We start from the raw sequence: 25782 nt of genomic DNA on the forward strand, positions 1-25782 counted from the left end.
AGAATCCGATGAAATTCAGCGGCTACGCTTCTCAATCATGGAACTGCGCCATCTCCAGCACTTCGTGGCCGTCGCCGAGGACCAGCACTTCACCCGTGCGGCGGAACGGCTGATGGTCTCCCAGTCGGGCCTGTCGGCGTCCATCCGGGCGCTGGAGCGGGAGCTGCAGACGCCGCTGTTCGTGCGGACCACCCGCAGGGTCACGCTCACCGAGGCGGGGCGGGCGCTGCTCGCGGAGGCCGAACGCATCCTGGCACAGGTGCGGGCCGCGCACGAGGCGGTGGCCGCGGTGCAGGGGGTGCTGCGCGGCACCCTCGCGGTGGGGACGGAGCAGTGCATCGCCGGGGTGGACGTGGCGAAGCTGCTCGCCGCGTTCCGCCGGCGCCACCCCGACGTGGAGATACGGCTGCGGCAGTGGGGCTCGGCCGCGCTCGCCGAGGAGGTCGCGGCCGGGCGGCTGGACCTCGCCTTCGCCTACCGCGTCGACGCCGACCCGGACCAGTTGCGCGTGGTGCCGCTGACCGGCGAGCCGGTGACGGTGCTGTGCCACCCGGACCACCGGCTGGCCCGCGCCGGGGCGCCGGTCACCCCGCGGGGCCTGGCCGACGAGGTGTTCGTCGACTTCCACCCCGACTGGGGGCCGCGCCGCGCCACCGACGCGGCGTTCGCGGTCGCGGGCGTACGGCGCACGGTGGCGCTGGAGGTGAACGACGTGCACAGCCTGCTCGACCTGGTCGACGAGAACCTCGGCGTGGCCGTGGTGCCGAGCCACTTCCGGCACAAGCGCCCCTCGCTCACCGCGCTCCCGCTGAAGGACACGGGCGAGGCCGCGTACGAGACGGTGGCGCTGGTGCCGTCGCCGCGCGCCACGAGTCCGGCGGCGCGGGCGCTGATGGAACTGCTGGAGACCGGGGCGCGTGACGCCGGAACCTGAGCGAGTCTTAAGGCATGCATGCCAAGGACATCCTCATCGACGGCTACGGCCGTATCCGGGAAGAGGTCCACGCCGCCGTCGGGGGTCTCGGACCCGACGAGCTCGCCGCCCGGCCCACGCCCGAGGCCAACAGCATCGCGTGGCTGGTGTGGCACCTCACCCGGATCCAGGACGACCACGTCGCGGACGCCTTCGGCCTGGAGCAGGTGTGGCTGGCCGACGGCTGGGAGAAGCGGTTCGGTCTCGGGCTGCCGCGCGGCGCGACCGGGTTCGGACACACCCCTGCGCAGGTCGCCAAGGTGCGCGTCGACTCCCCCGACCTGCTGACCGGCTACCACGACGCCGTCCACGCGCAGACCCTCGGCGTCCTGCGGACGCTCACCGCGGAGGACCTGGAACGCGTCGTCGACGAGAACTGGGACCCGCCGGTCACCCTGGGCGTACGGCTGGTCAGCGTCCTGTCCGACGACCTCCAGCACGTCGGACAGGCCGCCTACGCCCGCGGGCTGCTTCCAAGCGCGGCGTCGTGACCTGACAGCACGGCGTCGTAACCCGGCAGGACGACGTCCTCGATCAGCGCGACGCGCTCCTCGTACGGCAGGAACGCGCTCTTCACCGCGTTCAGGGTGACCGTGCGCAGGTCCTCCGCCGTCCAGCCGGCCTGCTCGGCCAGCAGGGTCATCTCGCGGGTCATGGTGGTGCCGGAGACCAGACGGTTGTCGGTGTTGACGGTGACGCGGAAGCCGAGGTCCTTCAGCGGGGTGACGGGGTGCTCGGCGATCGAGGTGGCGGCGCCGGTCTGGATGTTGGAGGTGGGGCACATCTCCAGCGCGATGCGGCGGTCGCGGACCCAGGAGGCGAGCCGGCCGAGCTTGCCGCCCGCGAGGTCCGGGATGTCCTCGGTGAGGCGCACGCCGTGGCCGATGCGCTGGGCGCCGCACACCTGGACGGCCTGGTGGATGCTGGGCAGCCCGTGGGCCTCGCCGGCATGGATGGTGAACGGCACGCTCTCGCGCCGCAGGTGCTCGAAGGCGGCGAGGTGGTCGGCGGCCGGGAAGCCGTCCTCGGCGCCGGCGATGTCGAAGCCGACGACGCCGGCGTCCCGGAAGGCGACGGCCAGGTCGGCGGCCTCGCGGACCCGGTCGAACATCCGCATGCCGCACAGCAGCGTGCCCACCCGCACGGGCGTTCCCGCTGCGGCCGCCTTGGCCATGCCGGCCGCCAGACCCTCCTGGACGGTCTCCACGACCTCGGCCATGGCGAGCCCGCCGCGGGTGTTCAGCTCCGGGGCGTAGCGCACCTCGCCGTAGACGACGCCGTCGGCGGCGAGGTCGAGGACGTACTCCTCGGCGGTGCGCAGCAGGCCCTCGCGGGTCTGCATCACGGCGAGGGTGTGCTCGAAGGTGGCGATGTAGCGCACCAGGTCACCGGAGTTGGCGGCCTCCACGTACCAGGCGGCGAGCTCGTCCGGGTCGGTGGTGGGCAGCGTGTGGCCCACGGCCTCGGCCAGTTCCACGACCGTGGCCGGGCGCAGGCCGCCGTCGAGGTGGTCGTGCAGGACCGCCTTGGGGAGGCGGCGGATCGTGGCGGCGTCTATGCGCGTAGATGACATGGCGTGCGGTTCCTCGGCGTGGTGGGTCATGGTGTGGATCAGACGGCGGGCTGGAGCAGGTCCCAGCGGTTGCCGTAGAGGTCCTGGAAGACGGCGACCGAGCCGTACGGCTCGTGGCGCGCCTCCTCCAGGAAGGTCACCCCGGCGGCGGCCATGCGGGCGTGGTCACGGGCGAAGTCGTCGGTGTGCAGGAAGAAGCCCACGCGTCCGCCGGTCTGGTCGCCCACCCGGGCCCGCTGATCCTCGTTCGCGGCGCGGGCCAGCAGCAGGCCGGCGCCGGTGTGCCCGGGGCCGGGCTCGACGACGACCCAGCGGCCGCCGTCCGGACGGGGCGCGTCCTCGGCGAGCCGGAAGCCGAGGGCCTCGGTGTAGAAGCGGATCGCCTCGTCGTAGTCGTGGACGACGAGGGTGACCAGGGCAATGCGTCTCATCGTCACCTCTCGCAGGGGTTGACCGGAGAGGTTATACGTAAAACTGCGGGAAACGCCAGTCCCGCCCCGGCTGCCGTGCCAGGGCGGGACCGTGGGTCGGCCTACGGGTACGTGGAGGTGTTCAGCGCGTCGACTGCGGCCGTGGGGTTGCCCAGGTCGTAGCGGTCGACGGCGAGATAGGTGGGCTTCTTGCGGGCGGCCGGCCGGCAGAAGCGGCGGGCGCGGTCGGCGAGCTTGGCGTTGTCGGTGGTCGCGGTGGAGGCGACCGCGGCGTCCCGGAAGTGGTTCATGACGAAGAGGGGCCGGAAGCCGTACTCGGTGCGGGTCAGCGGGATCGTGGTGTTCGCGTCGTACCAGCGGCTGTAGCAGGACCAGTCGGAGGAGCCGACGCCCGGTCCCATGGACCAGTAGTTCTCGACGGTCCACTCGCGCTGGTACATCACGCCGAAGGTGTCCCGGGTCAGCCCGGCCGAGCGGTCGGCGTCCCTGCTGTGGTCGGTGAAGATCAGCAACCGGTGTCCGTCGGCGGCGAGTTCGCCCATCGTGGGCCAGCCGTTCTCCCGCACGCCGGTGCGGTCGGGGCGGTAGAGCACGTCCGACAGCCCCTGCACGCGGTCCAGTTCGGCGCGCAGGACTCCCGGGTCGACGTAGTCCTCCAGGAAGACGGTGACGAACTCGTCCGGGTGGGCGCGCAGGAAGTCGGTGATCCGCTGGAGGTCGACCCACAGGGCTACGGGTCTGCGGACCAGGGTGCAGCTGTTGTGGCAGAGGATGGCACCGTCGGGCGTCTGGTGGATGTCCAGCATGAACCCGCGCACACCGTCGCGGAGTTGCTGTTCGATCCCCCGGATCTGGTTGGGGAAGAGGTCGACGAAGGGCGGGGCGTAGCCGCCGTCGACGCCGTTCGCGTAGGCGTTGTGGGCGGTGAGGAACGTGACCTGGTCCAGGGTGCGTTGCTCGCGCGGCGGCATCGGGCCGCCGGGCGCGTCGGTGGGGGTGAGGTACCAGGCGGCGAGGTCGCCGGCGCCGGTGCCGACGGTCAGCGGCGCCGGGTGGGTGGCGCCTGCGGGCTTGGGCGCGACGGTGAGGTGCCGGTCGGTGCCGGGGGCGGCGAGCGCGTACCGGTCCGCGCCGAGCGGGGTGATCCGCCAGCGCGCGTCGGCCGCCGTGCAGGAGACGGTGCGTGCCTGGTCGCCGGCGCGGCCGAGGCAGGCGCCGGGGCTGTCGGTGTTCTCCAGCAGGTGGTCGGCGCCGTCGGGGCGCAGGGTCCACTGCTGGCGGTCCTCGTTGCCGCGCGGGCGGTGCTGTTCGACGGTCCCGGAGGCGTCGGCGGCGTTGAGGCCGGTGACCGCGCTCTGGACGTAGTACGTGCCCGGCGGCGGCACGGCGTCGGCGCCCGCGGCGGGCGCGGGTGTCACGGCCGCCGCGGCGAGCGCGGCGGTCGTGACGGCGGTGGCGAGCAGGGCGTGGGGGGTGCGCATGCGGTTCCCTTCGTCCGTCAGGGGCGGGCCGTGCATCAAGGCGGGGCCCGCCCCGGAGTTAGGTCAGGTGCATGACACCACGCCGTGCCGTTCGCGTCAGCAGTACAGGTTGCCGCCGGGGGTCGTCCCGAGGATCTGCGTGAACTGCTGGTACTTCGTCACCCGGCTCTGGACCTGCGCCGGGTTCCTGCCGTCGCACTCCAGGGAGCCGTTGATGCTGCGGATCGTCTGGCCGAATCCGGCCCCGTTCACCATGGCGGCGTGACCGGTCATGGTGCCCGGTCCTGACTGGGTGTTCCAGTACCAGAGGGCGGTCTTCCAGGCGACGGCCGCGTCGTTCTGCACCAGCCAGGGGTTGTTGAGCAGGTCGATGCCCAACGCGTCGCCCGCGGCCTTGTAGTTGAAGTTCCAGCTCAGCTGGATCGGGCCGCGGCCGTAGTAGGCGGCCTGACCGGCCGGGCAGCCGTACGGCTGGCCCCAGTCGCAGTAGTGCGGGTAGTTGGCCTGGTTCTGCTCCACCACGTGCACCAGACCGCCGGTCTCGTGGCTGACGTTGGCCAGGAAGGCGGCGGCCTCCTGCTTCTTCACCGTGTCGCTGCCGGTGTTGGCGAAGCCGGGGTAGGCGCTGAGCGCGGCGGTGAGGCCGCTGTACGTGTAGAAGGGGTTCCGGTTCGGGAACATCTGGTTGAACTGCGCCTCGGTCACGACGAAGTTCCCGACGGGTGTCCCCGGCCCGTTGTCACAGGCGTAGGGCTCCCAGTACCAGGTGCTGATGATCGGGTCGTAGCCCGGGTTGGCGTGCTCGGCGATGTACGCCTTGCCGTCGGTGTAACGGACGATCGCGCCGGCCTCGTACCACTGTCCGGCGACCCAGGCGGGGTAGCTCGAACACGCGGCGGCGGCCGAGGCGGTGGTGGCGGTAGCAGCGGCGGGAAGCAGCATCGGTGCGCTTCCGGCGAGGACGAGGGCGGCGGTGACGGCGGCGGTACGGCGTCTCGACAAGGGATCAACTCCTTCGCAGAACACGGCCGCTCCCGCGACGAGGACATGCCGGGGCGAGGCCTCGCCCGCACGCGCCGGCGGGGCCGGTCACGGCGTGGGGGCGGCCGTGGTGGGGGGTGTGGAGCACACTCAAGCGCTTTGGTCTGTACCAGTCAAGGGTCTGGACCAGTCACGGTGGCGCGTACATGCCGTTGGGCCGGAGGCCCCTTTCCCGGCGACAGTCCGGCGACCCCGCCCACGACTACACATAAAGAAGAAATAAGAGCACAATGGGACTAACGCGGCTCTTACCGCATACCGCACCCAGAACGCGGTCAGGCCTGCTAGTCAAAGGAGACGACCATGGCCAACGTCTCACACCAGCATGGAGATCTCGCCAGCCATCCGGATGCACCGGAGATGCGGGCACGCTACGAGCGCGTCCTCGGCAGCCGTGACGTGGCTTTCGTGGACGGCCCGGTGTTCCTGCTCGGTCTCTACTGCGCGGTGTCACCGTGGATCCTCCACTACACGACGAGTCAGCCGCCGCTCGTGACGCACAACCTGATCGTCGGCATCGCGATCGGTCTGCTGGCCCTCGGGTTCACGGCGGCGCCCTCGCGCATGTACGGCCTCAGCGGAGCCATGTGCGCGCTGGGCATCTGGATGATCATCTCTCCATGGGTCGTGGGCACCGACCCCGACGCCGGGGTGATCTGGAACAACGTCGTCATCGGAGCCCTCACCGTGATCCTGGGCACCGCCTGCGCCGCCACGGCGGCCAGGGCAGCGTCCAGGTCGTCGTAGGGGCCCACGACGAAACCCTCCCCCGGCCGGTCCGCGGAGTCCCGCGGACCGGCCCTCCTTGTGCGACTGCCGCCGTGGGCAGCGGGCAGAAGCTTCTCAGCGGAGGAAGGGAAGGGAAGACATGGAGATCGACGGCATCATCAGCGCCCTCGTCATCGGCATCGTGATCGGCGTCCTGGGCCGCCTGGTCGTCCCGGGCCGCCAGCACATCGGCGTCCTGTGGACGATCCTCGTCGGCATCGCCGCCGCCCTCATCGGCTCGGCCCTCGCGTCGGCCTTCGGCGTGGCGGACACCAAGGGCGTCGACTGGGTGGAGTGGCTGATCCAGATCGCCCTCGCGGCGGTGGGCGTGGCGGCCCTGGACCGGGCGAAGCTGAACCGCTGAGGCGCGGGGCTCGGCCCAGTACGGGAGCGGTGGTTGTCCGAGCAGGTGGGACAGCCACCGTTCTCGTGTGCCGTTGGAGGACGGCTTTCAAGTGCCTCTACAGGGACGGCTCGTACACGTACGGTGTCGTCACCGTCAGCGGTGTGAAGCCCAGGCGTTGGAGGATCGGGCGGCTCCGGGGACCCGCGTCCACGTGGAGAACCCGGTAGCCGCGGGCCGCGGCGATACGGGCGCGGTGGGTGACCAGGGCGCGGTAGATGCCTCGGCCCCGCCACTCCGGGACCGTGCCGCCGCCCCACAGGCCCGCGAAGCTCGTGCCGGGGGTCAGTTCCATGCGGGCCGCGCTGACCGGGACGTCCCCGGCGAGGGCGAGGACGGCGGCCACCGTGTCCGGGGTGGTCGTCAGCGTGTCGAGGAGCCGGCGGCGGAGGCGGGACGCGTCGTCGCCGAAGGCGCGTTCGTGCACCGCGGCGACCTGGTCGACGCCGGCCTCGTCCGTCACCGGGACGACGCGGATGCCGTCGGGGACGGTCGCGGTCAGGGCGAGCGCGTCGGTCTCCGCCCCCATCAGCGTCTCGTCCGGCTCGGGGGTGAAGCCGTGCGCCAGGAGGCGGCTGCCCAGGTCCGCGGGCTCGTCGTGGGCGTACAGCTTCCACTCGAAGGCGAGGCCCCGGGACGTGTAGTGCGCGATCTGGTCGGCGATCGCCTGGTCCGCCTCCTCCCCCGAGGCGAAGTCCGACCACACGACTCCGTTCCAGCCGTGGGCGGGAGCCGTGCGGCGTACGACCCTGCCAACGCGTTCGACCACGTCGTCGGGGCCGTCGGGGCGGGCGTCCCGGCGTATCTCGCGGTCGTAGAGGGTGAGCAGCGCGGCCGGTGCGGTGGTGGAGGGCATGGCGGGAGTGCACCATCCGCCGCCGCCGTGTGCAACGGGATTAGGGTGGCCGGTGATCACGCCGACGGAGGGACGGGACGACGACCATGGCCGTACGCGACGACGAACTGCCGTACCTGAGGCGCTGCGTGGAGCTCGCCGCCGAGGCACTGGAGGCGGGCGACGAGCCGTTCGGGTCGGTGCTGGTGTCCGGGGACGGCACCGTGCTCGCCGAGGACCGCAACCGGGTGGCCTCCGGCGACCGCACCCGGCACCCCGAGTTCGAGCTGGCGCGCTGGGCGGCCGCGCACATGACGCCCGAGGAGCGCGCCGCGGCCACCGTCCACACCTCCGGCGAGCACTGCCCGATGTGCGCCGCCGCGCACGCCTGGGTGGGCCTGGGCCGCATCGTGTACGTCGCCTCGTCCGAGCAGCTGACATCCTGGCTGGCGGAGCTGGGTGTGCCCGAGTCTCCCGTACGGCCCCTGCCGGTGTCCGCGGTCGCGCCCGGCGTCACCGTGGACGGGCCGGTGCCCGAACTGACCGAGGACATCGCCGCGTTGCACCGGCGGTTCCACCGGCAGAGCGGCTGACGCGGCCGCCCCCGGGTCCGGCCGGCGCGGCGGGCCCGGGGGCGGCGGAGCGTTTACGTGAGGGCGACCGGGCCGGTCAGACGCCCGTGCGGAGCCGGGCGCGGCGGTACAGGGCGACTCCGCCCAGGAACATCGCGGCGCCGGTGGCGAGCACCGGGACGGTGTGGTCGGCGCCGGTCTCGGCGAGCGCGACCTGCTCGGCGGGGGCCGCCTCCTGGGGCGCCGGCGCGGGCAGGGTGCGGGCCGGCACGGTCCGCTCGGGCGCGGGCTCCTGGTGCTCACCCGATTCGTTGACGGAGCTGTTGTCCGTCGCCGGGTTGCCGATGCCGACCACGTTCACGCTGTTCCCCGTCACGTTGACCGGCACGTGCACCGGGAGCTGCACGCCGTTGCCGGACAGCACGCCCGGCGAGCCGTGCGCGTCGCTCCCGGCGGACGCGCCGGACGTGTTCTTCTCGGAGTGCGGGGCGTCCTCGTGCCGCACGTCCTTGTTGACGCAGGTGTTGCCCGCGGCGGGGTTGAGGAGGCCCACCACGTTCACCGTGTTCCCGCACACGTTCACCGGGACGTGCACCGGGAGCTGAACGCTGTTCCCGGACGCCACCCCGGGCGATCCGGCCGCGACGCCCTCCGCCCCGGAATCGGCGTACGCCGGCATCGCCACGGCCATCGCGCCGGACGCGGCGGCGACGGCGATCACACCGTTTCGGGTAACCCTTCGCATAGGTTCCCTGCCCTTCCAGACTTGGTCGCGAGCGTTCGCCCGCCACCGGATAGAACGCGGACGTGCCATCCGGGTTATGGCTCCTCCGTATGCCGCAGCCGGTTCACCCCATAGGGGGCCGCGACGGTCGAACGTCCGGCAAAGTGCGTCGAACTCGCAGTGCCCGAACGCACGGACGCGGGGCCGTGACGGACGCCGTACGGCCGACGGGCGGGCGCCGCGGGGCCCGCTTATGGTGGGCGAGGGCGCCGGTCCTGGCGTCTTGGGAGGCTTCGATGCTGGGCGAGCTGTCCGAGCGACTCCGGGGCGGTCACCACGCGAACGGGCTGCCGCCCTCCGTCCGGCGCGGCGCGGCGGCCGGAGCGGTGGGTCTCGTCCTGCTGGCGACGGGCCTGACGGCCGTCGCGCGCGACGAACGCGATCTGGACCGGTTCTACGACCAGAAGATCGACTGGGCGGCCTGCGAGGGCACGGAACTGCCGAAGGACCTGCAGTGCGGCACGGTCACCGTGCCGCTCGACTACGCCGACCCCGGCAAGGGCACCCTGGAGCTGGCGCTCGCCCGCTACCGCGCGTCCACCGACGACCCGCGCGGCTCGGTCGTGCTGAACTTCGGCGGCCCCGGCGGCTCCGGGGTGCAGGGGCTGGCGTACGGCCGCAAGGACTTCCTCGGTCTGACCGACGACTACGACGTGGTGTCGTTCGACCCGCGGGGCGTGGGCCGCTCCTCCCCGGTGAGCTGCGGGACCGACGCCACCGTCCGCGCACTGGAGGCGACCGACGGCGAGGAGACGGGCGATCCGCGCGACGCGCTGCGGCAGTTGCGCGAGGTGGTGGCCGAGTGCGAGAAGCACTCCGGCCCGGTCCTCGCCCACATGGGCACCGTGGACGTGGCCCGCGACCTGGACGTGATGCGCCAGGCGCTGGGCGACCGGAAGCTCAACTACCTCGGGTTCTCCTACGGGACCCGGCTCGGCGCGGTGTACGCGGCCCGGTTCCCCGACAAGGTGGGCCGCATGGCCCTGGACGGCGTGGACACGCTGACCGAGCCACTGGCCGAGCAGGGGCTCGCCAGTGCCCGGGGGCAGCAGACGGCGCTGGAGAACTTCCTCACCTGGTGCACGGAGGAGCTCGCCTGCCCGTTCGGGCAGGACGCGCGCGCCGCCCGCAAGCAGGTCGTGGACTTGGTGCGCTCCCTCGACGACACCCCGGTTCCGACCGAGTTCGGCTACGAGTTCACTGGCCAGGACCTGGCGGGCGCCATCGCGCAGGGCCTCTACACAAAGGAGATGTGGCCGGTGCTGCAGCGGGCGCTCGCCCAGCTGATGGAGGACGGCGACGCCAGCGGCGTGGAGGCCCTCGCGTCCGGCGGGACGGCCCCCGCGCCCGCCCCGCCGCCCACTCCGTCCCCGGCCGTCCCGGGTCGCGACGACGAGCCGCTCGCCGACGAGGAGGACGTCCCGCTGGACAACCTCCCGGCGGCGCTGATGGCGGTGAACTGCGCCGACGACCCCGACCGTCCGGACGAGGAGCAACTGACCGGGGAGCTGGCCCGCTTGCGCGCCGCGTACGAGGAGGCCTCGCCGGTGTTCGGGCCGTACCGGCTCGCACAGGTGGTGCTGTGCCACGGCCGGCCCAAGGGGACCGACTACATCCGGGAGAAGGTCAAGGACGTGGACACCCCGAAGATGCTGCTGGTCGGCACCCGCGGCGACCCCGCCACCCCGTACCACTGGACCGAGCAGACGGCGAAGCGGCTGGGGCCGTCGGCCGTGGTGCTGGACAACCGCAACGAGGGCCACACGGGCTACGGTGCGTCCGAGTGCGTCCACCGCAAGGTCGACGACTTCCTCCTCTACGGCTCCCTCCCCCGGAGCGGCAGTTCCTGCGGCGCGGAGGACGAGGACCGCGTCTGACCCGGGCTTTCCGCTCCGCTACGGCCTGTCCGGCGGATCAAGTCGGGGGAAAGGCGCAGCGTCTTGCAACCCAGGTGAGCGGGGTCTGGTGCGTCCAGCTGCAAGGCGGAGGAGGGAGTCGACGCGGAGCGTCGGCGAGTGACGACAACGCCGCAGACGGGCGTTCCAGACCCCGCGTCCTCGGCGTGATCCGCCGGACAGGCCCTAACCGGAGGCCTCCTCGGGGGCGTCCTCCTCGTCCGCGTCCTCGCCGGGCCGCAGCGAGCGGGCGGCCTCCCCCGCGTCCGGGACCGACACCGCGAGCCGCACGAAAGGCGACGGGGACCGGAGCTCCAGGACCAGCACCGGGACACCCGCCCGTACGGCGACGAAGTCGCGGCCCAGCACGTGCTCCCGCTCCCCCACGCAGAACCGCCCCGGCCGGCAGCGCCCGACCACCGGCGTGCCGCGCATCGCGCGCCACCAGTCGGGCTCCACGCCGGCCGACGCGACCCACGCCCGCGGCACCCGTACCGCGCGACGGCGTGCGAGCAGCGCCTCCCACCACGCCAGCCGGACCACGACGGTCCACCCGTCCGCGTCCCGCTCCAGGACCAAGCGCGCCATCGGCGGTCACCTCCCCCACCAGCGTGCACCCGCGGCGCGCCGGACCGCCGCCCGCCCTGCGGGCGCTTTGCCCCGAATGCCCTACCGCTGATTCCGCCCTATGGTGCTGTCATGGAGCACGATCTGAGTCCCTCCGCCCTCGCCGATCTCCGTCGGCCGCGTCCCTACCCGGCGGTGTCTGTGCTGACGCCGACCCACCGCCGTGACCCGCTGAGCACCGAGGACGCGGTGCGGCTGCGCACCATGGTGGCCGAGGCGAAGAAGAAGCTGGAGTCCGATCCCGCGGTCCCCCGGGACCGGCGCGCCGACGTCGAGGCCCAGCTGGACCAGGCCCTGGCCGAGGTCGATCTCGCGCACGCCGAGGACGGCCTGGCCATCTTCGCCGCGCCGGGCGAGCACCAGGTGTGGTCGCTGGCGCGCAGCGTCCCGGAGCGCGTGGTGCTCTCGGACACCTTCCTGACCCGCCACCTGGTCTCCGCGCAGACGGCGGAGCGCCCGTTCTGGGTGCTGTCCGTCGCCGCCGACCGGGTCACACTGTGGGGCGGCGGCCCGGACCGGGTCGCCGAGGAGCGCACCGGCGGTTTCCCGCTGGTCCGCGAGGAGTCGAACTTCGACCCCGAGCGGCTGATGCGGGTCGGCGACCAGCCCGGCAACTACCGGGACGAGGACACCCGCCGCTTCCTGAAGGAGGCTGCCACCCGGCTCAGCTCCCTGATGCGCACCCACCCGAGGCCGCTGTACATCACCGGCGAGCCGGCGGCGCTGTCGCTGCTGTGCGAGTTCGGCGGCGTCTGCAAGGACGCCGTGCAGGTGCCGCGCGGCGGACTGGCGCACGGAACACCGGAGATGGTGTGGGAGGCGGTGCGGCCGGTGCTCGAGGAGGAGGACCGCAGGCGGGCCGAGGAGGTGGCGCGGGAGCTGGAAGCCGCGCGCAGCCGCAAGGAGTTCGCGGCCGGTGTCGACGAGCTGTGGCAGAGCGCCCGCGAGGGGCGGATCCGGCTGCTGGCCGTCGAGGAGAACTACCGGATCACGGTCCGCGACGACGGCGAGCATCTGATCGTCGCCCAGGACGGTGACCTGGACGCCCGCGAGGACATCGTGGACGAGATCGTCGAGCAGTGCCTGGACACCGGCGCCGAGGTGCGCTTCGTCCCGGACGGCGCGCTGGAGGACGCGCAGGGCATGGCGGCGGTGCTGCGCTACTGACGGTCGGTGGCGGGGCGCGGGGCGCGGGCCGATCACCGCCCCCGCCGTCGAACTGACAGCCGGGTTTCGAACGCGTGAGTGAGTCACCGCAGGGAGCCTGACGCCTCGTCAGCTCACGTGCGTACCATGGAAGTTGGGGCGTCCGGCGGGTACCGCGTGACCACCTCGCGGTAACTCCGTGAAGACGGTGGCATATGCCAGCGGCACCACCTTATCGTGTGTTGCCAAATCCCTTACAGGCCGTGGCGTGCTGTGCAACAGTCGTAACGGTCCCTCCGCCCGTCCGAAGGCCGTACCGTCCCGCATCGGAGTACGTCATGCCGTCCCCTCTCTCCGCGGACCGCCCCGCCGCCCGGCCGCCGGGAGGCGGACCGGTCGACGCGCTGATCTCGCAGACCCGGCGGCTCAAGGGCGAGGTGGACGCCGTCCGCCGCGACACCCCGGCCGACGCGGGGGACCCCGGGGAGCGCTGGCGCCGCGCGCTGTACGACCTGGCGATGCACCAGCTCGACGACCTGGACGAGCACCTGGCGCAGCTGCGGGACGACCCGCCGGCCGCGCCCGACGCGTCCGCCGAGCAGTTACCCGCGCCGCCGGCCCCGGCCCGTGCCTCCCTGCTCAGCCGGGTCGGCAGCGCCGAGTGGGACCTCCTCACGGACGAGGTGAGCTGGTCGGGCGAGCTGTACCGGATCCTCGGCCGCGACCCGGCCGCTCCCCCGCTCACCCTCGACGAACTGCCCTCCCTCGTCCACGACGAGGACCGGCCGCGGCTGACCGAGATGGTCACCGGCTGCCTGATCGACGGCCGGCCCATCGACGGAGAGTTCCGCGTGACGCACGCGGCCGACGACATACGGACCGTGCACATGATGGGCGAACCGGTGCTCGGCGCCGACGGCAGCACCGTCTCCATGTGGGCGGTCCTGCGCGACGTCAGCGAACTGCGCCGCTGCCGAAGGGCGGTGAGCGAGACCCGTGACTCGCTCCACCGGCACCGGCACGCCGCCGCGCGGACCGAGCACCGGCTCGCGGTCGAACTGCAGGAGGCCGTGCTTCCGGCGTGGCACGGCTCCCTGCGGTTCCCGCGGCGTGGCCCGCGCGCCCTGGACGTGGCCGCCGCCCATCTGCCGCCCTCCGCGCAGGCGTCGGTCGGCGGCGACTGGTACGACGCCCTCGAACTGTCCGACGACGCCACCCTGCTCGGCGCCGGCGAGCTCACCGGACACGGCGTGGGCGCCGCGTCCGGTGTCGCCATGCTGCTCGGCGCGGTCCGGGGCATGGCGCTGGCCGGCACCGCGCCCGGCGCCCTGCTGGACTGCCTCGACCGACTGCTCGACACCACCGCGCAGCCGACCCTCGCCGGGGCCGTCTGCCTGCGCTACCGGCACGACACCCGCACCGCGGTGTGGGCGCGGGCCGGCCACCCCGCCCCGCTGCTCTACCGCGGCGACGCTGGGCGGGCGCTCGACGGACCGCAGGGTGCGCTGCTGGGCGCCGCCCCGGGCTCCGCGCACGGGCAGGCCGAGGAGAACCTCGAGGTCGGCGACCTGCTCCTGCTGCACACCGACGGCCTGGTGCCCGGGCACACCGGGACGGCCGCCGTCCACCGGCTCCTCGCCCTGGCGCCCCGGTTCGCCGGGGGCCGTTCCGCCCAGGACTGCGTCCGGGAGGTCGTACGGGAGTTCGGTGAAGGGGAGCGTACGGAGCACGCCTGTGTACTGGTGGCGCGCGTCGCCTCCTGACGGGGGCGCACGCGTGACAAGTGCCCTGTAAAAGAGCCCGCGTGAAGGCTCGCGTGGCTCTCTCAGGCCTTCGCGGTCCCGCCCTTGCCCCGGGGCTTGGGCAGCGCCAGCTCGATCTCCTCCCGCAGTTCCTGGATCCTCGGGTACGAGGCGTACTCGGCGGTCAGCCGGTACATCTGGCGCAGCCGGTCCCAGGTGCGGCGCGAGGAGTTCTGGCCCATCGACACCAGGGCGAGCCGCGCGAAGCGGTCGGCCTGTTCGGGATCGTCGGCGATGAAGCACGCGGAGGCCATCGACAGGAAGTCGAAGATCTTCGAGCGCTGCTGGGCGTCCACCCGCAGGGCGAGCGCCTTGTCCGCGTAGTGCTGGGCGTGGACCGCCGCGCCCGGCTCGAACTCCGCGAGCGTCCGGTAGGCGAGGGCCTGCATGCCGTACAGGTCCGCCTCGTTGAACAGCTGCATCCAGTTCGGCGGGGGCACGTCCCCCTTGTCGGAGACGAACAGGTCCTCCGCCTGGCCCAGGGTGCGGCGCATCGCCTGGCCCTTGCCCATGGACGCCTGCGCCCACGCCTCGATGGTGTGGAACATGGCGCGGGTGCGCGGCAGCACCTGCTCGCCCGAGCCGGACTGGGCGAGCTTCATCAGGTCCAGCGCCTCGTCGGGCCGGCCCAGGTGCACCATCTGGCGGGCCGCGCGGGACAGCGCCTCGCCGGCGCGCGGGCGGTCGCCGCCCTCGCGTGCCGCGTGGGCGGCGATGACGAAGTACTTCTGCGCCGTCGGCTCCATGCCGACGTCGTGCGACATCCAGCCGGCGAGGACGGCCAGGTTGGCGGCGACGCCCCACAGGCGCCGCTGGAGATGGGGCGGGTGGTGGTAGGTGAGCATGCCGCCCACCTCGTTGAGCTGTCCCACGACCGCCTTGCGCTGGAGCCCGCCGCCGCGGGCGGCGTCCCAGGCGCGGAACACCTCCACGGAGCGCTCCAGTTCCTCGATCTCCTGCGACCCGATGGGGGCGGCCTCGTAGCGGTCGAACCCGGCGGGTTCGGCGTGCAGGGGATCGTGCAGGCGGGGGGCGTCTGCGGTCAGGGCCGGATCGGTGTGCAGCCAGTCGTGCATGGCGCTGCTGAGTGCGGAGCCCGCGGTGAGGGCGGCGCCCGCACCCACCAGGCCGCGTCGGTTGAGCATGAGGTCCATTCCCGTGAATTCGGTGAGGACCTCGGCCGTCCGCTCGGGCGCCCACGGCATTCCGTCGGGATGTTCCTCACTCCCGGCGCGTGGCCGTTTCCCCGTACGCCCGTGCCGTACCAGACCGAGATCCTCGATGGTCACGACACGGCCGAGACGCTCGGTGAACAGAGCCGCCAGCACCCGCGGCACCGGATCGCGCGGGATCTCTCCCATGTCGATCCACCGCCGCACCCGGGAGGTGTCGGTCGCCAGCTGCGGATGGCCCATGGCCGCCGCCTGCCGGTTCACCAGCCTCGCGAGTTCGCCCTTGGACCAGCCGGCCAGGCCGAACAGGTCCGAGAGCCGGGTGTTGGGTTGTCCGCTCACGTCAAGCCCCCAGGTTCTCGGCTGAGTTGACAGTAGCCCGGTGGGGAGTGCCGGGCGACTATTCGCCAGGGTTCGCCAGGGTCCGCCAGATGGTGTGCCAGGGGCCCTCGGGTGTCGAGTAGGAACGCGCCACCACGACCCCGTCGCCGCAGGGGCATTCCCCCAGGGTGCGGCCGGGCGGAGGGGTTGGGTGGTGCCTGACGTCGCAGGCACACGAAGGGATCTGTATCACCCATGTACGCAGCATCGTCCTCCGTGTCCGCCCCGCCCCGGCCGCTGCGTCCGCGTCCGTCGGACAGCGGCCCCTACCTCGCCCCCGCGCGCCCGGCGAACCCCGTGCTCGGCGCGGGCAACGCACGGCGCCTCGCGGGACCGGGCACCCAGCCGCTCAGCGGGAGGCTCGACCTGTCCGGCGCACAGGGCGCGCAACTGCGCACGGCGCTCGCCTCGGTGCACCGCATCTGTCCGGAGTTCGCGCCGGTCCAGGTGCTGCGCCGCACCGGCCGGTCGGTCCTCCTGGTCGGCACGACGGGCCGCAGCACCGCGGTCGCCAAGTGCTTACTGGACCACTCCCCCGCGTGGAGCGAGCGCATCCGGCACGAAATAGCGGCATACCGCTCGTTCGTCCGGCAGCGTCCGCCCGTGCGGGCGCCCCGGCTGATCGCGGCGGACCCGGACAACTGCACGCTGGTCATCGAGCGCCTGCCCGGACGGGTGGCGGCGCTCCAGCGGCACCCGGTGGAGGCGCCGCCCCGGGCGGACATCAGGGCGGCACTCGGCGCGATCTGCCGGCTCAACTCCTGGCGGCCGCCCGCCGGGACGTTCGACGCGCCGTTGGACTACGCGGCCCGGATCAACCGCTACCACGAGCTGGGCCTGCTCACCGACCGGGACCTCGGGGACCTGCAGAAGCTGCTGCACGGCATCGCCGTGGCGACGGGGCGGCAGGGCATGGGACAGTTCTGCCACGGCGACGCGCTGCTCTCCAACATCCTGATCTCACCGGCCGGTCCGGTGCTGGTGGACTGGGAGCACGCGGGCTGGTACCTGCCGGGCTACGACCTGGCGACCCTGTGGACGGTGCTCGGGGACGCCCCGGCGGCCCGGCGCCAGATCAGCCAGATCGCCCAGTCGGCGGGCCCCGCCTCGCGCGACGCGTTCCTGGTGAACCTGATGCTCGTGCTGACCCGGGAGATCCGCACCTACGAGACGGCCGTGCAGCGTTCGATGCACGAGTCGGCGCCGGCGCCCGCAGGGGGCCAGCCGGGCGGCGTGCCGTCCGGTGAGGAGCAGCGGCTGCTGCTGCGCCGGCTGCACGACGACTGCCAGATGGCCCGGAAGGCCGTGCGCGCCGCGGTCGGCACCCGCTGAGCGCGGCGCGGCCGTCCCGCCGCCACCCCGTACGACTGCCCGCAGGCGACGACCGCCGCGGGCAGTCGGGCGTCCCGGGGCCTTCGGAGCCGTCTGCGAGGAGGGACGGTATACGGCCATCGCGCGAGGCCCGGCGGGGGCGCCACCGGTGTAGACCGCTGACGCGCCGCAGGTCCGCCGGGGCCCGCCACGAAATCTCGCCACACCCCGATTGACGAGGGAATTCGCGCCCTCCTGGGCATGATTGACGGATCATCGGCCTGCCGGTACCACTGACGGGTCGCACGACCGTTCCCAGGAGGCTGCATTGCGAGATCTCGCCACCGAGCCCGGCCGTGCGGCCGGGCCGTCCCGACGCGCCGCCCGGGGCGCCCTGGGCGCCCTGGCCGCCGCCGCGTTGACGCTGCCCCTGCTGGGCGTGGCGCCCGAACCGGCCCCGCCGGCCGCCGCCCGGCTGCAACAGGCGTTCACCGACGCGGCCGACCGGTACGACGTCCCGCAGAGCGTGCTGCTGGGCGTCTCCTATCTGCAGTCCCGCTGGGACGCGCACGACGGCGCCCCGAGCGTCACCGGCGGCTACGGGCCCATGCACCTGACCGACGCCCGTACGGCGCTCGCCTCCGCCGGGCACCACGCGACCGGCAGCGAGGACCCGCGCGGCGACGACGCCCGTGCCGCGCTGCGTCCCTCGGAGCTCGGCCTGGACACGGCGGAGCTGCCGGACCGGCTGACCACCCTGCCGAGGGCGGCCCGGCTGACCGGCCTGGACGCCGAGACGCTGCGCGAGGACCCGGCGGCCAACGTGGCGGGCGGCGCCGCCCTGCTGGCGGAGGCTCAGCGCCGGCTGGGCGCACCGGCCAGCGACGACCCGGCCGACTGGTTCGGGGCGGTGGCGCTGTTCTCCGGCGCCGACGACCGCGCCTCGGCGACGGCCTACGCGAACGAGGTGTTCGCGGTGATCCGGGACGGCGAGGAGCGGGTCACGGACGCCGGGCAGCAGGTCGCCCTGGACGCGAGCCCGGACCTGGCGCCCGACCCCTCGGCGCTGGAGCGCGCCGGGCTGCGCAAGGGGTCCGCGGCCGGCACCGAGTGCCCGCGGACGGTGTCCTGCGAGTGGATCCCGGCGCCGTACGAGGAGTTCGGCGACGGCGACTACGGCAACCACGACCTGGGGAACCGGCCCGCCTCGCAGCGGATCCGGTACATCGTCGTGCACGACACGGAGGGCGCCTGGGAGGGCGTCCTGGACCTGATCCAGGACCCGACGTACGTGTCGTGGCAGTACAGCCTGCGCTCCACCGACGGGCACATCGCGCAGCACGTGAAGGCGAAGGACGTCGCCTGGCACGCGGGCAACTGGTACGTCAACGCGGCGTCGATCGGCCTGGAGCACGAGGGGTTCCTCACCGATCCGGACGCCTGGTACACGGAGGCCATGTACCGGTCCTCGGCCCGGCTGGTGAAGTACCTGTCGGACAAGCACGGCATCCCGCTGGACCGGCAGCACATCCTGGGCCACGACACGGTGCCGGGCACCACCACGGCCACCATCCCGGGCATGCACACCGACCCCGGCCCGTACTGGGACTGGCGGCACTACTTCGAGCTGCTCGGCGCCCCGCTCAAGGCGACGGGCACGAAGAACTCCGGGGCCGTCACGATTCGGCCCGACTACGCCACCCACCGGCCGGTGTTCACCGGCTGCGAGACCGCCGGTGAGCCCTGTGCCCCGCACGGGTCGAGCGCGGTGCGGCTGTACTCGGACCACGACGTGAACTCCCCGCTGATCAAGGACGTCGGTCTCGGCTCCACGCCCACCACCGGGGTCAACGACCTGTCCTCGCGGGTGTCCACGGGCCAGCAGTACGCGGTGGCGGACCGCTGGGGCGACTGGACGGCGATCTGGTACCTCGGCCAGAAGGCCTGGTTCAAGAACCCGGCGAAGAAGCCCACCGCCGTGCCCGCCAAGGCCCAGGTGATCACTCCGCGCGAGGGTCTGGACTCCGTCCCCGTGTACGGGCGGGCGTACCCGGAGGCGGCCGCCTACCCGGAGGGGGTGCCGGCGCAGACCGTGTCGCCGCTGCCGTACAAGGTGCTCGCCGGACAGCGGTACGTGACCGGCGGCAAGGTGCCGGGCGAGTACTACTACGCGGTGACCTTCGACCCGGCCTCGCACCAGGTGGTGCGCGGCGAGGACCAGTACTACGAGATCCAGTTCGGCCACCGGGTCGGCTTCGTGAAGGCGGCGGACGTGACGGTGGTGTCGTCGTAACGCGGGAGCGCGCACCGTACGACGGGCGCCCCCGGACCTGCGCGGTCCGGGGGCGCCCGTCGTCGTCCGCGGGTGGGGTCAGCCCTGCTGGAACAGCTCCGCCGGCAGCGGCTTGAGGAGGGCGTACAGGTCGTCGGTGATCGGGCGGTCCCAGGAGGCGATGGTCACCAGGACGTTGTCGCTGCGGTCGAACTGCACGCAGGAGATGCGGCTCTCGGAGAGCTTCACGCGGCGCACGATCAGCAGGTTGTCGCCCTGCATCACGGGCACGTCCTCCGTGGAGACGACGGTGACCTCCTCGTCGTTCTCCAGCGCCAGCAGCAGCTGGCCGACCTCGAAGGGCACCTCGCCCTCGGGCACGTCACGCGCCGGGGAGCCTTCGGGGAGGTTGCCGATGATCATCGCGGGGCCGCGGCCGCCGAACAGGTCGTAGCGCAGGAAGACGCCCTGGCAGGTTCCGTCGGGGGCGGGCAGCAGACCCGCGCCCAGATTGCCGGGCCAGTCGCCCGGGTCCATGGCCAGTACGTCGAAATCGGGCCCGGCGGGTGTGGCACTGCGGCGGCGGAGGAACGACATGCCGCCATGGTACGTGGCCGGACCGCCGTTCGGACGGTCGGGCGGACGCCTCCTGACCGCCTTCGGGCACCCCGTCCGGCGGCCTCCGGCTCACTCCTCGGCGGGTACGGGCGGGACGACCGCGACCGGGCTGTGCGCGTGGAGCAGGACCGCCTGGGTGACCGAGCCCATCATGCGGGCGGGCGCGAACAGCCTGCGGCGGTGGCGGCCCACCACGACCAGTGAGGCGTCCCAGGACTCGCCGACCAGGTGACCGGCCGCGTCCCCGGGCAGCACCACGACCTCGGCGGCGACCTCCGGGTGCCGCTCCCGCCACCGGGCGAGCAGGCCCTCGGCGAGGGCACGCGTCTCGTGCTCCATGGCCTCCTGGTCGACCTGCGCGGGCGCCACCTCGCCGGGCAGCAGCATCGTCTGCAGCGGCCACGGATACGCGGTGACGACCCGCAGTCCGGTACGGCGCAGGGCGGCCTCCGTGAAGGCGAACTCCAGCGTCGCCGTGTCGGGGTTCTCGGCGCTAGTCCCGACGGCCACGGGGCCGTCCCGGTGCACCGGCGCCTCCTCCTCGCCGCCGCGGCCCGGGCGGGGCACCACGACCACCGGGCACCCGGCGTCCCGGGCGGCGGCCAGGGAGTTCGAGCCGAGCAGCAGGCTGGTGAAGCCGCCGCGGCCCCGCGAGCCGAGCACCAGCAGCCGGGCCTTCGAGCCGGTCTCCGGCAGCAGTGCGCCCGGCGCGCCCTCGGTGACGACGTACTCGACGGACGGTGTGCCGCCGAGTACGTCCACCCGGGCGCGGGCCTGCGCGAGCACCGGGTCCTCGTCCGCGTCGGGCGGCCCGGTGTCCCGCGTGTCCTGCCCGGCGCGGGGCGGCTCCGGGCGGACGTGCAGCACGCGCAGGGTGGCCCCGTGCCGCCGGGCGGCGTCCAGGGCCCACTCCAGGGCGCGCAGCCCGTCCGGGGATCCGTCCACCGCGGCGACCACCGGCTGGTCGTCCATCTGCCTCGCCTCCGGATACGGCATCGGGTCCACGCCGTCTACTCGGCTCCGACGCGGCTCTCCGCTGATCACGTGTCCGGAAAAGCGGGCGGCACACGTCCCCGGGGGCGGGTCGGCCGGGTCAGGTCAGGTCGAAGTCGCCCTCCCGCGCGCCGGACACGAAGGCGCCCCACTCCGCGGGGGTGAAGATCAGGGAGGGACTCTCCGGCCGGCCGCTGTTGCGCATGGCGATGAAGCCCTCCACGAAAGCGATCTGGACGTCGCCCAGACCCTTGCTGCCGGACTGCCACTGTGCGTTGCTGAGGTCCAGCTCGGGCTTGTCCCAGCCCGTGAGCGGGCGCTGCTGGGTGGTGCTCTCGGCCACGTCCGTGCTCCTCCCTTTTGCCGTCGGCGGCCAGCCTAGCGAGGGGCTTGTCCTCGGGACAGGTCGCGGAAGGGGGATGTGGGGCGGCGGTCGCCGGTCGCGCGGCCGGGTGCGGGCCGGTGGGACCGGTGGCGGCTCGTCGCGCAGTTGGCCGCGCCCCTGGGGTGTCTCGACGGCGCCTTCACCGAAAAGTGCAGGCCCAGCTCTTGCACCGGATGGCGGTCGGCTGCGTTACTGGGGCCCGACGTCAACGACCGAATGATCGGTCGTCCGGAATGGGATGGTGAAGGGAAGGTCCTGATGACTCAGGCGGCGGACCTGCTGGACCCGGCGGAGCGGCTCGACCTCGACGGGCTGCGGGCCCTCCAGCTGGAGCGGCTGCGGAACTCCCTGCGGCACGCGTACGAGAACGTGCCGTTCTACAAGGAGTCCTTCGACAAGGCGGGCGTCCACCCGGACGACTGCCGTTCGCTGTCCGACCTGTCCCGCTTCCCCTTCACCACCAAGGCGGACCTGCGGGAGAACTACCCGTACGGGATGTTCGCCGTCCCGCGGGAGCGCATCCGCCGGCTGCACGCCTCCAGCGGCACCACCGGCCGCCCCACGGTCGTGGGCTACACGGAGAACGACCTGTCGATGTGGGCCGACATGGTCGCGCGGTCGCTGCGCGCGGCGGGCGGCCGGCCCGGCGACATCGCGCACATCGCGTACGGGTACGGCCTGTTCACGGGCGGTCTCGGCGCGCACTACGGCGCCGAGCGGCTCGGCTGCACGGTGGTCCCCGCGTCCGGCGGTATGACGTCGCGGCAGGTCACGCTGATCCAGGACCTGAAGCCGTCGGTCATCATGGTGACCCCGTCCTACATGCTCACCCTGCTCGACGAGTTCGAGCGGCAGGGTGTCGACCCGCGCTCCACGTCGCTGCGGGTGGGCGTCTTCGGCGCCGAGCCGTGGACGCAGGACATGCGCCGCGAGATCGAGGAGCGGTTCGCCATCGACGCGGTGGACATCTACGGGCTGTCCGAGGTGATCGGCCCGGGCGTCGCCCAGGAGTGCGTGGAGACGAAGGACGGGCTGCACATCTGGGAGGACCACTTCTTCCCTGAGGTCGTCGACCCGATCACCGGCGAGGTGCTGCCCGAGGGCGAGCAGGGCGAGCTGGTGTTCACCTCGCTCACCAAGGAGGCCATGCCGATCGTCCGCTACCGGACACGGGACCTGACGCGGCTGCTGCCGGGCACGGCGCGGGTGTTCCGGCGCATGGAGAAGGTGACCGGGCGCAGCGACGACATGGTGATCCTGCGCGGGGTGAACCTCTTCCCCACGCAGATCGAGGAGATCGTGCTGCGCACCCCGGGCGTGGCGCCGCACTTCCAGCTGCGGCTGACGACGAGCGGCCGTATGGACGCGCTGACGGTGCGCGCGGAGGCTCGGCCGGACGCGGACGCGGCGACCCGTGAGGCGGCGGCCCGGTCGATCGTGCAGGCGGTGAAGGACGGCATCGGCGTCTCGGTGGCGGCGGAGATCGTCGACCCGGAGTCGCTGGAGCGGTCGGTGGGCAAGATCCGGCGCATCGTGGACCTGCGGGAGCGGAAGGGCTGACCTCCCCCGGTGGCCGGGGTCACCCGCCGTCGGTGACGATCCGTTCGACCGCGGCCGTCACCAGCCGGTCCCGCTCCTCGGGGGTGAACACGTCCGGCAGGGTGAGCTGTTCGACGATCAGCCAGTTCAGGGCGAGGAGGAGCAGCTTGACGGCCGTGGCGTCGCCGGGGAGGCCGGAGGCCTCGTGGTAGCGGACGTTGGCCTCGACGTCGGCCCGGACGCGCTCGGTGAGGACCGTGCGCAGTCCGGGCCGGCGGGTGGCCTCGAGCCGCAGTTCGAGCAGGGCCAGGTAGCCGGTGCGGAACGCGGCGATACGGCCCACGAGTTCACGCATGAGCACGGCGTACGTCTCCCGGTCCTTGCCCGCGGCGCGCTGCCGGGCGACGGTCTCCTCGTCGGGCTGGAGCCGCTCGTAGACCCGGGCGCCGGCCTGGGTGAGCAGGTCGTCGCGTGAGGAGAAGTAGTTCGACGCGGTGCCGGGGGGCACGGCGGCCTCGGTGTCCACGGCCCGGAAGGTCAGCCCCCGCGCGCCGTCGCGCGCCAGCACCTCGATCGCCGCGTCCACCAACGCGGCTCGCCGTGTCTCGTTGCGTCGCACCACCGCGACCACCTCCCTTCTCGGAGCACTCCGGCCAGAGTACTGCGGTTGGAGTACTCACTCCTCCACGGCCGCGCCCCGTTGTCCACAGCCATTGACATCCGGCACCCCTGACAGGAAAGTTTCATCCGGCGCGGTGATCCCCGGAAGTTACTTTCAGAGGGCTCGGGGACAGGACTCGGGAGGGTGGACGGATGGCGGACGCGAGAGGGATGAGCAGACGTCAAGTGGGACTGGGCGCACTGGCGTTGGGGGGCGGGCTGGCGTTCGCTTCGCTGCCCGCGGATCCGGCCGCCGCGGCGGGGCCGTCCCGCGGGGACGGGCGTCCCGCGCTGCGGCACGGGTCGGCGCGGGAGGCCGGGCTGCTGCCCGGGCCGCTGCAGCAACTCGTCGCGGATGCCGAGGCGTTCCTCCAGCCGTCACCGCAACATCCCTGGTACGCGGGGGCCGTTCTGCTCGCCGGACGCGGACACACGGTGGCGCTGCACAAGCCGATCGGCATGGCCGTGCGCTACCAGGCCTACGACGAGAAGGCCGACACCGGCGTCGAGTTCCCGCCTGAGCAGCAGATCCCGATGGCCGAGGACACCGTCTTCGACCTGGCGTCGGTGTCGAAGCTCTTCACGTCGATCCTCGCCGTGCAGCAGATCGAGCGGGGCCGTCTCGAGCTGGAGGCGCCGGTCGCCTCCTACCTGCCGGACTTCGGCCGGGCCGGGAAGCAGGACGTGACGATACGCCAGCTCCTCACGCACACGTCCGGGTTCCGCGCGTGGATCCCGCTGTACACGTCGTCGACGTACGAGGAGAAGGTGCAGCGGATCTACGACGAGGCGCCGGCCAGCCCGCCGGGCACGGCGTACCTGTACTCCGACCTGAACCTGATCTCGCTTCAGCTGGTGCTGGAGCTGGTCACCGGGCGGCGGCTGGACGTGCTGCTCCGTGAGGAGATCACCGAGCCGCTCGGCATGCGCCGCACCCGGTACAACCCTCCGGCGTCCTGGAAGCCGAAGATCGCGGCCACCGAGGACGCCCGCAAGCCGTGGTCCGGGCTGGACCGGGGGCTGGTCTGGGGCGAGGTGCACGACGAGAACGCGTACAGCCTGGGCGGGGTCGCGGGCCACGCGGGTGTGTTCTCCGACGCGTGGGACCTGGCCGTCCTCGCGCGGACGCTGCTCGACGGCGGTGTCTGCGGGCGGAACCGGATTCTGCGGCCGGAGTCGGTGGAGCTGATGTTCACCGACTTCAACACCGCGTTCCCGGGCGACGAGCACGGCCTGGGCTTCGAGCTCTACCAGCACTGGTACATGGGCGCCATGGCGACGCCGCGCACGGCCGGGCACACCGGGTTCACCGGCACGGCGCTGGTGCTCGACCCGACCACCGACTCGTTCCTCGTCGTCCTCGGCAACTCGGTGCATCCGGTGCGCAGCTGGCGGTCCGGTTCGGCACCCCGGGTGGCGGCCGCCAACCAGCTGGCCCGCGCGGTGCCGGTCCGCCCGGCCCGGGGGCGTACGGCGTGGTTCTCGGGGATGGCGAGCGCGGCCACGGCGACGCTCGCACTGCCGGCGCTGGACACCTCGTCCGGCGCGGCCCGGCTGAGCTGCGCGCTGTGGTGGGACACCGAGCCGAAGGCCGACGTCCTGGTGCTGGAGTCCTCGGCGGACGGCGGGACGACCTGGAAGCCGGTGCCGTTCACGACGCGGCGGCGCGGCGGCACGGCCGAGCAGCACCCGACGGGCACGGCCACCGGCTGGTCGGGCCGCGTCTGGCACGACCTGACCGCCGACCTCCCGTCCGCCCCCGGCCTGACGGTGCGCTGGCGCTACACGACGGACCGCCTGTACGTCGGACGCGGCGCCTATGTCGACGGGCTGCGTGTGGAGAAGGGCCGCCGCCGCCTCTTCGACGAGTCCCGCCCGTCCGACGTGGCGCGGCTCCTGGCGGAGGGCTGGAGCAGGGAGGACGGCTGAGCAACCCCTGGCCGGGGCAGCCCCACGGAACGCCCGGCCGGGTCGCCCGGGTACGGCGGGCGCCGCGCCCGCCCTGGCCGGAGCGGCTTGGAGCGCAGGGCCGGGGGCGCCCGTCGCGGACCGGCCGGTTCCCGGCCGGCCGTCCACCGGTGGCGCACCACGGCCGGCAGCTCGGCGGGCGCGCGCCTCCG

General features: G+C 73.2%; 24 protein-coding genes. 12 read left to right on the top strand and 12 right to left on the bottom strand.

Going from position 1 to position 25782, the window contains the following annotated elements:
- The first annotated feature begins 37 nt into the window (after positions 1-37).
- Together AY578_RS02325 and AY578_RS02330 are read left to right on the top strand one after the other, a co-directional pair.
- Complete coding sequence (locus AY578_RS02325; RefSeq protein WP_258901901.1) at positions 38-934, top strand: LysR family transcriptional regulator; 897 nt, start codon at positions 38-40, stop codon at positions 932-934.
- 14 nt (positions 935-948) lie between these two features.
- Positions 949-1464 (top strand): mycothiol transferase, encoded by a 516-nt coding sequence (locus tag AY578_RS02330; RefSeq protein WP_019526787.1) that lies wholly within the window; start codon positions 949-951, stop codon positions 1462-1464.
- On the opposite strand, the gene AY578_RS02335 is transcribed toward AY578_RS02330, so the two are convergent.
- The 4 genes from AY578_RS02335 to AY578_RS02350 all read right to left on the bottom strand — a co-directional run bounded on the left by AY578_RS02335 (position 1428) and on the right by AY578_RS02350 (position 5460).
- Positions 1428-2546, bottom strand: coding sequence for an adenosine deaminase (locus AY578_RS02335; protein WP_258907199.1), 1119 nt, complete (start codon positions 2544-2546; stop codon positions 1428-1430). The genes AY578_RS02330 and AY578_RS02335 overlap by 37 nt on opposite strands.
- A 38-nt stretch (positions 2547-2584) precedes the next feature.
- Positions 2585-2977: a VOC family protein gene (locus AY578_RS02340; protein ID WP_019526789.1), complete on the bottom strand. Its 393-nt coding sequence runs from the start codon at positions 2975-2977 to the stop codon at positions 2585-2587.
- Between the two features lie 101 nt (positions 2978-3078).
- Entirely contained in the window at positions 3079-4458 is a 1380-nt protein-coding gene (locus AY578_RS02345) for a phosphoinositide-specific phospholipase C-related protein (protein WP_258901902.1), read from the bottom strand.
- A gap of 96 nt (positions 4459-4554) precedes the next feature.
- On the bottom strand, positions 4555-5460 hold the full coding sequence (locus tag AY578_RS02350) for a glycoside hydrolase family 19 protein (RefSeq protein WP_136237253.1): 906 nt from the start codon (positions 5458-5460) through the stop codon (positions 4555-4557).
- Between the two features lie 342 nt (positions 5461-5802).
- Between AY578_RS02350 and AY578_RS02355 the strand changes: the two genes are divergently transcribed.
- Together AY578_RS02355 and AY578_RS02360 are read left to right on the top strand one after the other, a co-directional pair.
- Positions 5803-6246: an SPW repeat protein gene (locus tag AY578_RS02355; RefSeq protein ID WP_026244119.1), complete on the top strand. Its 444-nt coding sequence runs from the start codon at positions 5803-5805 to the stop codon at positions 6244-6246.
- 121 nt (positions 6247-6367) lie between these two features.
- A complete protein-coding gene (locus tag AY578_RS02360; RefSeq protein ID WP_019526793.1) occupies positions 6368-6631 on the top strand; it encodes a GlsB/YeaQ/YmgE family stress response membrane protein in 264 nt (87 codons plus the stop codon).
- Between the two features lie 97 nt (positions 6632-6728).
- On the opposite strand, the gene AY578_RS02365 is transcribed toward AY578_RS02360, so the two are convergent.
- A complete protein-coding gene (locus AY578_RS02365) occupies positions 6729-7526 on the bottom strand; it encodes a GNAT family N-acetyltransferase (RefSeq protein ID WP_019526794.1) in 798 nt (265 codons plus the stop codon).
- 86 nt (positions 7527-7612) lie between these two features.
- Between AY578_RS02365 and AY578_RS02370 the strand changes: the two genes are divergently transcribed.
- Entirely contained in the window at positions 7613-8098 is a 486-nt protein-coding gene (locus tag AY578_RS02370) for a nucleoside deaminase (protein ID WP_028960298.1), read from the top strand.
- 76 nt (positions 8099-8174) lie between these two features.
- On the opposite strand, the gene AY578_RS33790 is transcribed toward AY578_RS02370, so the two are convergent.
- Positions 8175-8798 (bottom strand): chaplin, encoded by a 624-nt coding sequence (locus AY578_RS33790; RefSeq protein WP_028960299.1) that lies wholly within the window; start codon positions 8796-8798, stop codon positions 8175-8177.
- 299 nt (positions 8799-9097) lie between these two features.
- On the opposite strand from AY578_RS33790, the gene AY578_RS02385 reads away from it, so the two are divergent.
- Complete coding sequence (locus AY578_RS02385; protein ID WP_037953698.1) at positions 9098-10738, top strand: alpha/beta hydrolase; 1641 nt, start codon at positions 9098-9100, stop codon at positions 10736-10738.
- A gap of 204 nt (positions 10739-10942) precedes the next feature.
- Here the strand turns inward: AY578_RS02385 and AY578_RS02390 are convergent, their stop codons facing one another.
- Positions 10943-11344: a hypothetical protein gene (locus tag AY578_RS02390; RefSeq protein WP_019526798.1), complete on the bottom strand. Its 402-nt coding sequence runs from the start codon at positions 11342-11344 to the stop codon at positions 10943-10945.
- Positions 11345-11455: 111 nt separating this feature from the next.
- Between AY578_RS02390 and AY578_RS02395 the strand changes: the two genes are divergently transcribed.
- Positions 11456-12550 carry a baeRF3 domain-containing protein gene (locus AY578_RS02395; protein ID WP_019526799.1) on the top strand — a complete coding sequence of 365 codons (1095 nt, stop codon included), beginning with the start codon at positions 11456-11458 and terminating at the stop codon, positions 12548-12550.
- 317 nt (positions 12551-12867) lie between these two features.
- Positions 12868-14292, top strand: coding sequence for a PP2C family protein-serine/threonine phosphatase (locus tag AY578_RS02400; RefSeq protein WP_019526800.1), 1425 nt, complete (start codon positions 12868-12870; stop codon positions 14290-14292).
- Between the two features lie 62 nt (positions 14293-14354).
- Here the strand turns inward: AY578_RS02400 and AY578_RS02405 are convergent, their stop codons facing one another.
- Positions 14355-15845 (bottom strand): DNA-binding protein NsdB, encoded by a 1491-nt coding sequence (locus AY578_RS02405; protein WP_019526801.1) that lies wholly within the window; start codon positions 15843-15845, stop codon positions 14355-14357.
- A 234-nt stretch (positions 15846-16079) separates the two neighbouring features.
- On the opposite strand from AY578_RS02405, the gene AY578_RS02410 reads away from it, so the two are divergent.
- A complete protein-coding gene (locus tag AY578_RS02410; RefSeq protein WP_019526802.1) occupies positions 16080-17216 on the top strand; it encodes an aminoglycoside phosphotransferase family protein in 1137 nt (378 codons plus the stop codon).
- A 307-nt stretch (positions 17217-17523) separates the two neighbouring features.
- The gene (locus AY578_RS02415) at positions 17524-19488 is read left to right on the top strand and encodes an N-acetylmuramoyl-L-alanine amidase (RefSeq protein WP_161108562.1); all 1965 of its coding nucleotides are present in this window, start codon (positions 17524-17526) and stop codon (positions 19486-19488) included.
- A 78-nt stretch (positions 19489-19566) separates the two neighbouring features.
- On the opposite strand, the gene AY578_RS02420 is transcribed toward AY578_RS02415, so the two are convergent.
- From AY578_RS02420 to AY578_RS02430, 3 genes are all read right to left on the bottom strand, one after another.
- Positions 19567-20064, bottom strand: a complete 498-nt coding sequence (locus AY578_RS02420; protein WP_026244121.1) for a glycosyltransferase family protein — start codon at positions 20062-20064, stop codon at positions 19567-19569.
- A gap of 90 nt (positions 20065-20154) precedes the next feature.
- Positions 20155-21057 (bottom strand): universal stress protein, encoded by a 903-nt coding sequence (locus tag AY578_RS02425; RefSeq protein ID WP_026244122.1) that lies wholly within the window; start codon positions 21055-21057, stop codon positions 20155-20157.
- Positions 21058-21178: 121 nt separating this feature from the next.
- Positions 21179-21421 (bottom strand): DUF397 domain-containing protein, encoded by a 243-nt coding sequence (locus AY578_RS02430; protein WP_028960304.1) that lies wholly within the window; start codon positions 21419-21421, stop codon positions 21179-21181.
- Positions 21422-21721: 300 nt separating this feature from the next.
- Here AY578_RS02430 and paaK point away from each other — a divergent pair, with 300 nt between their 5' ends.
- A complete protein-coding gene (paaK, locus tag AY578_RS02435) occupies positions 21722-23023 on the top strand; it encodes a phenylacetate--CoA ligase PaaK (RefSeq protein ID WP_019526807.1) in 1302 nt (433 codons plus the stop codon).
- Between the two features lie 19 nt (positions 23024-23042).
- Here paaK and AY578_RS02440 read toward each other — a convergent pair whose 3' ends face one another.
- Complete coding sequence (locus tag AY578_RS02440) at positions 23043-23624, bottom strand: TetR/AcrR family transcriptional regulator (protein WP_026244123.1); 582 nt, start codon at positions 23622-23624, stop codon at positions 23043-23045.
- 209 nt (positions 23625-23833) lie between these two features.
- Here AY578_RS02440 and AY578_RS02445 point away from each other — a divergent pair, with 209 nt between their 5' ends.
- Positions 23834-25591: a serine hydrolase domain-containing protein gene (locus tag AY578_RS02445; RefSeq protein ID WP_370879092.1), complete on the top strand. Its 1758-nt coding sequence runs from the start codon at positions 23834-23836 to the stop codon at positions 25589-25591.
- The last annotated feature ends 191 nt before the right edge of the window (positions 25592-25782 follow it).

It is taken from the genome of Streptomyces thermocarboxydus (assembly GCF_024760485.1).
In the GTDB taxonomy this organism is placed as follows: domain Bacteria; phylum Actinomycetota; class Actinomycetes; order Streptomycetales; family Streptomycetaceae; genus Streptomyces; species Streptomyces cellulosae.

What these genes read in the sequence shown, in the direction of transcription:
- AY578_RS02325 (WP_258901901.1), top strand. Translation starts at nt 38, where the DNA reads ATGGAACTGCGCCATCTCCAGCACTTCGTGGCCGTCGCCGAGGACCAG.
- AY578_RS02330 (WP_019526787.1), top strand. Translation starts at nt 949, where the DNA reads ATGCATGCCAAGGACATCCTCATCGACGGCTACGGCCGTATCCGGGAA.
- AY578_RS02335 (WP_258907199.1), bottom strand. Translation starts at nt 2,546, where the DNA reads ATGTCATCTACGCGCATAGACGCCGCCACGATCCGCCGCCTCCCCAAG.
- AY578_RS02340 (WP_019526789.1), bottom strand. Translation starts at nt 2,977, where the DNA reads ATGAGACGCATTGCCCTGGTCACCCTCGTCGTCCACGACTACGACGAG.
- AY578_RS02345 (WP_258901902.1), bottom strand. Translation starts at nt 4,458, where the DNA reads ATGCGCACCCCCCACGCCCTGCTCGCCACCGCCGTCACGACCGCCGCG.
- AY578_RS02355 (WP_026244119.1), top strand. Translation starts at nt 5,803, where the DNA reads ATGGCCAACGTCTCACACCAGCATGGAGATCTCGCCAGCCATCCGGAT.
- AY578_RS02360 (WP_019526793.1), top strand. Translation starts at nt 6,368, where the DNA reads ATGGAGATCGACGGCATCATCAGCGCCCTCGTCATCGGCATCGTGATC.
- AY578_RS02365 (WP_019526794.1), bottom strand. Translation starts at nt 7,526, where the DNA reads ATGCCCTCCACCACCGCACCGGCCGCGCTGCTCACCCTCTACGACCGC.
- AY578_RS02370 (WP_028960298.1), top strand. Translation starts at nt 7,613, where the DNA reads ATGGCCGTACGCGACGACGAACTGCCGTACCTGAGGCGCTGCGTGGAG.
- AY578_RS02385 (WP_037953698.1), top strand. Translation starts at nt 9,098, where the DNA reads ATGCTGGGCGAGCTGTCCGAGCGACTCCGGGGCGGTCACCACGCGAAC.
- AY578_RS02390 (WP_019526798.1), bottom strand. Translation starts at nt 11,344, where the DNA reads ATGGCGCGCTTGGTCCTGGAGCGGGACGCGGACGGGTGGACCGTCGTG.
- AY578_RS02395 (WP_019526799.1), top strand. Translation starts at nt 11,456, where the DNA reads ATGGAGCACGATCTGAGTCCCTCCGCCCTCGCCGATCTCCGTCGGCCG.
- AY578_RS02400 (WP_019526800.1), top strand. Translation starts at nt 12,868, where the DNA reads ATGCCGTCCCCTCTCTCCGCGGACCGCCCCGCCGCCCGGCCGCCGGGA.
- AY578_RS02410 (WP_019526802.1), top strand. Translation starts at nt 16,080, where the DNA reads ATGTACGCAGCATCGTCCTCCGTGTCCGCCCCGCCCCGGCCGCTGCGT.
- AY578_RS02420 (WP_026244121.1), bottom strand. Translation starts at nt 20,064, where the DNA reads ATGTCGTTCCTCCGCCGCCGCAGTGCCACACCCGCCGGGCCCGATTTC.
- AY578_RS02425 (WP_026244122.1), bottom strand. Translation starts at nt 21,057, where the DNA reads ATGGACGACCAGCCGGTGGTCGCCGCGGTGGACGGATCCCCGGACGGG.
- paaK (WP_019526807.1), top strand. Translation starts at nt 21,722, where the DNA reads ATGACTCAGGCGGCGGACCTGCTGGACCCGGCGGAGCGGCTCGACCTC.
- AY578_RS02445 (WP_370879092.1), top strand. Translation starts at nt 23,834, where the DNA reads ATGAGCAGACGTCAAGTGGGACTGGGCGCACTGGCGTTGGGGGGCGGG.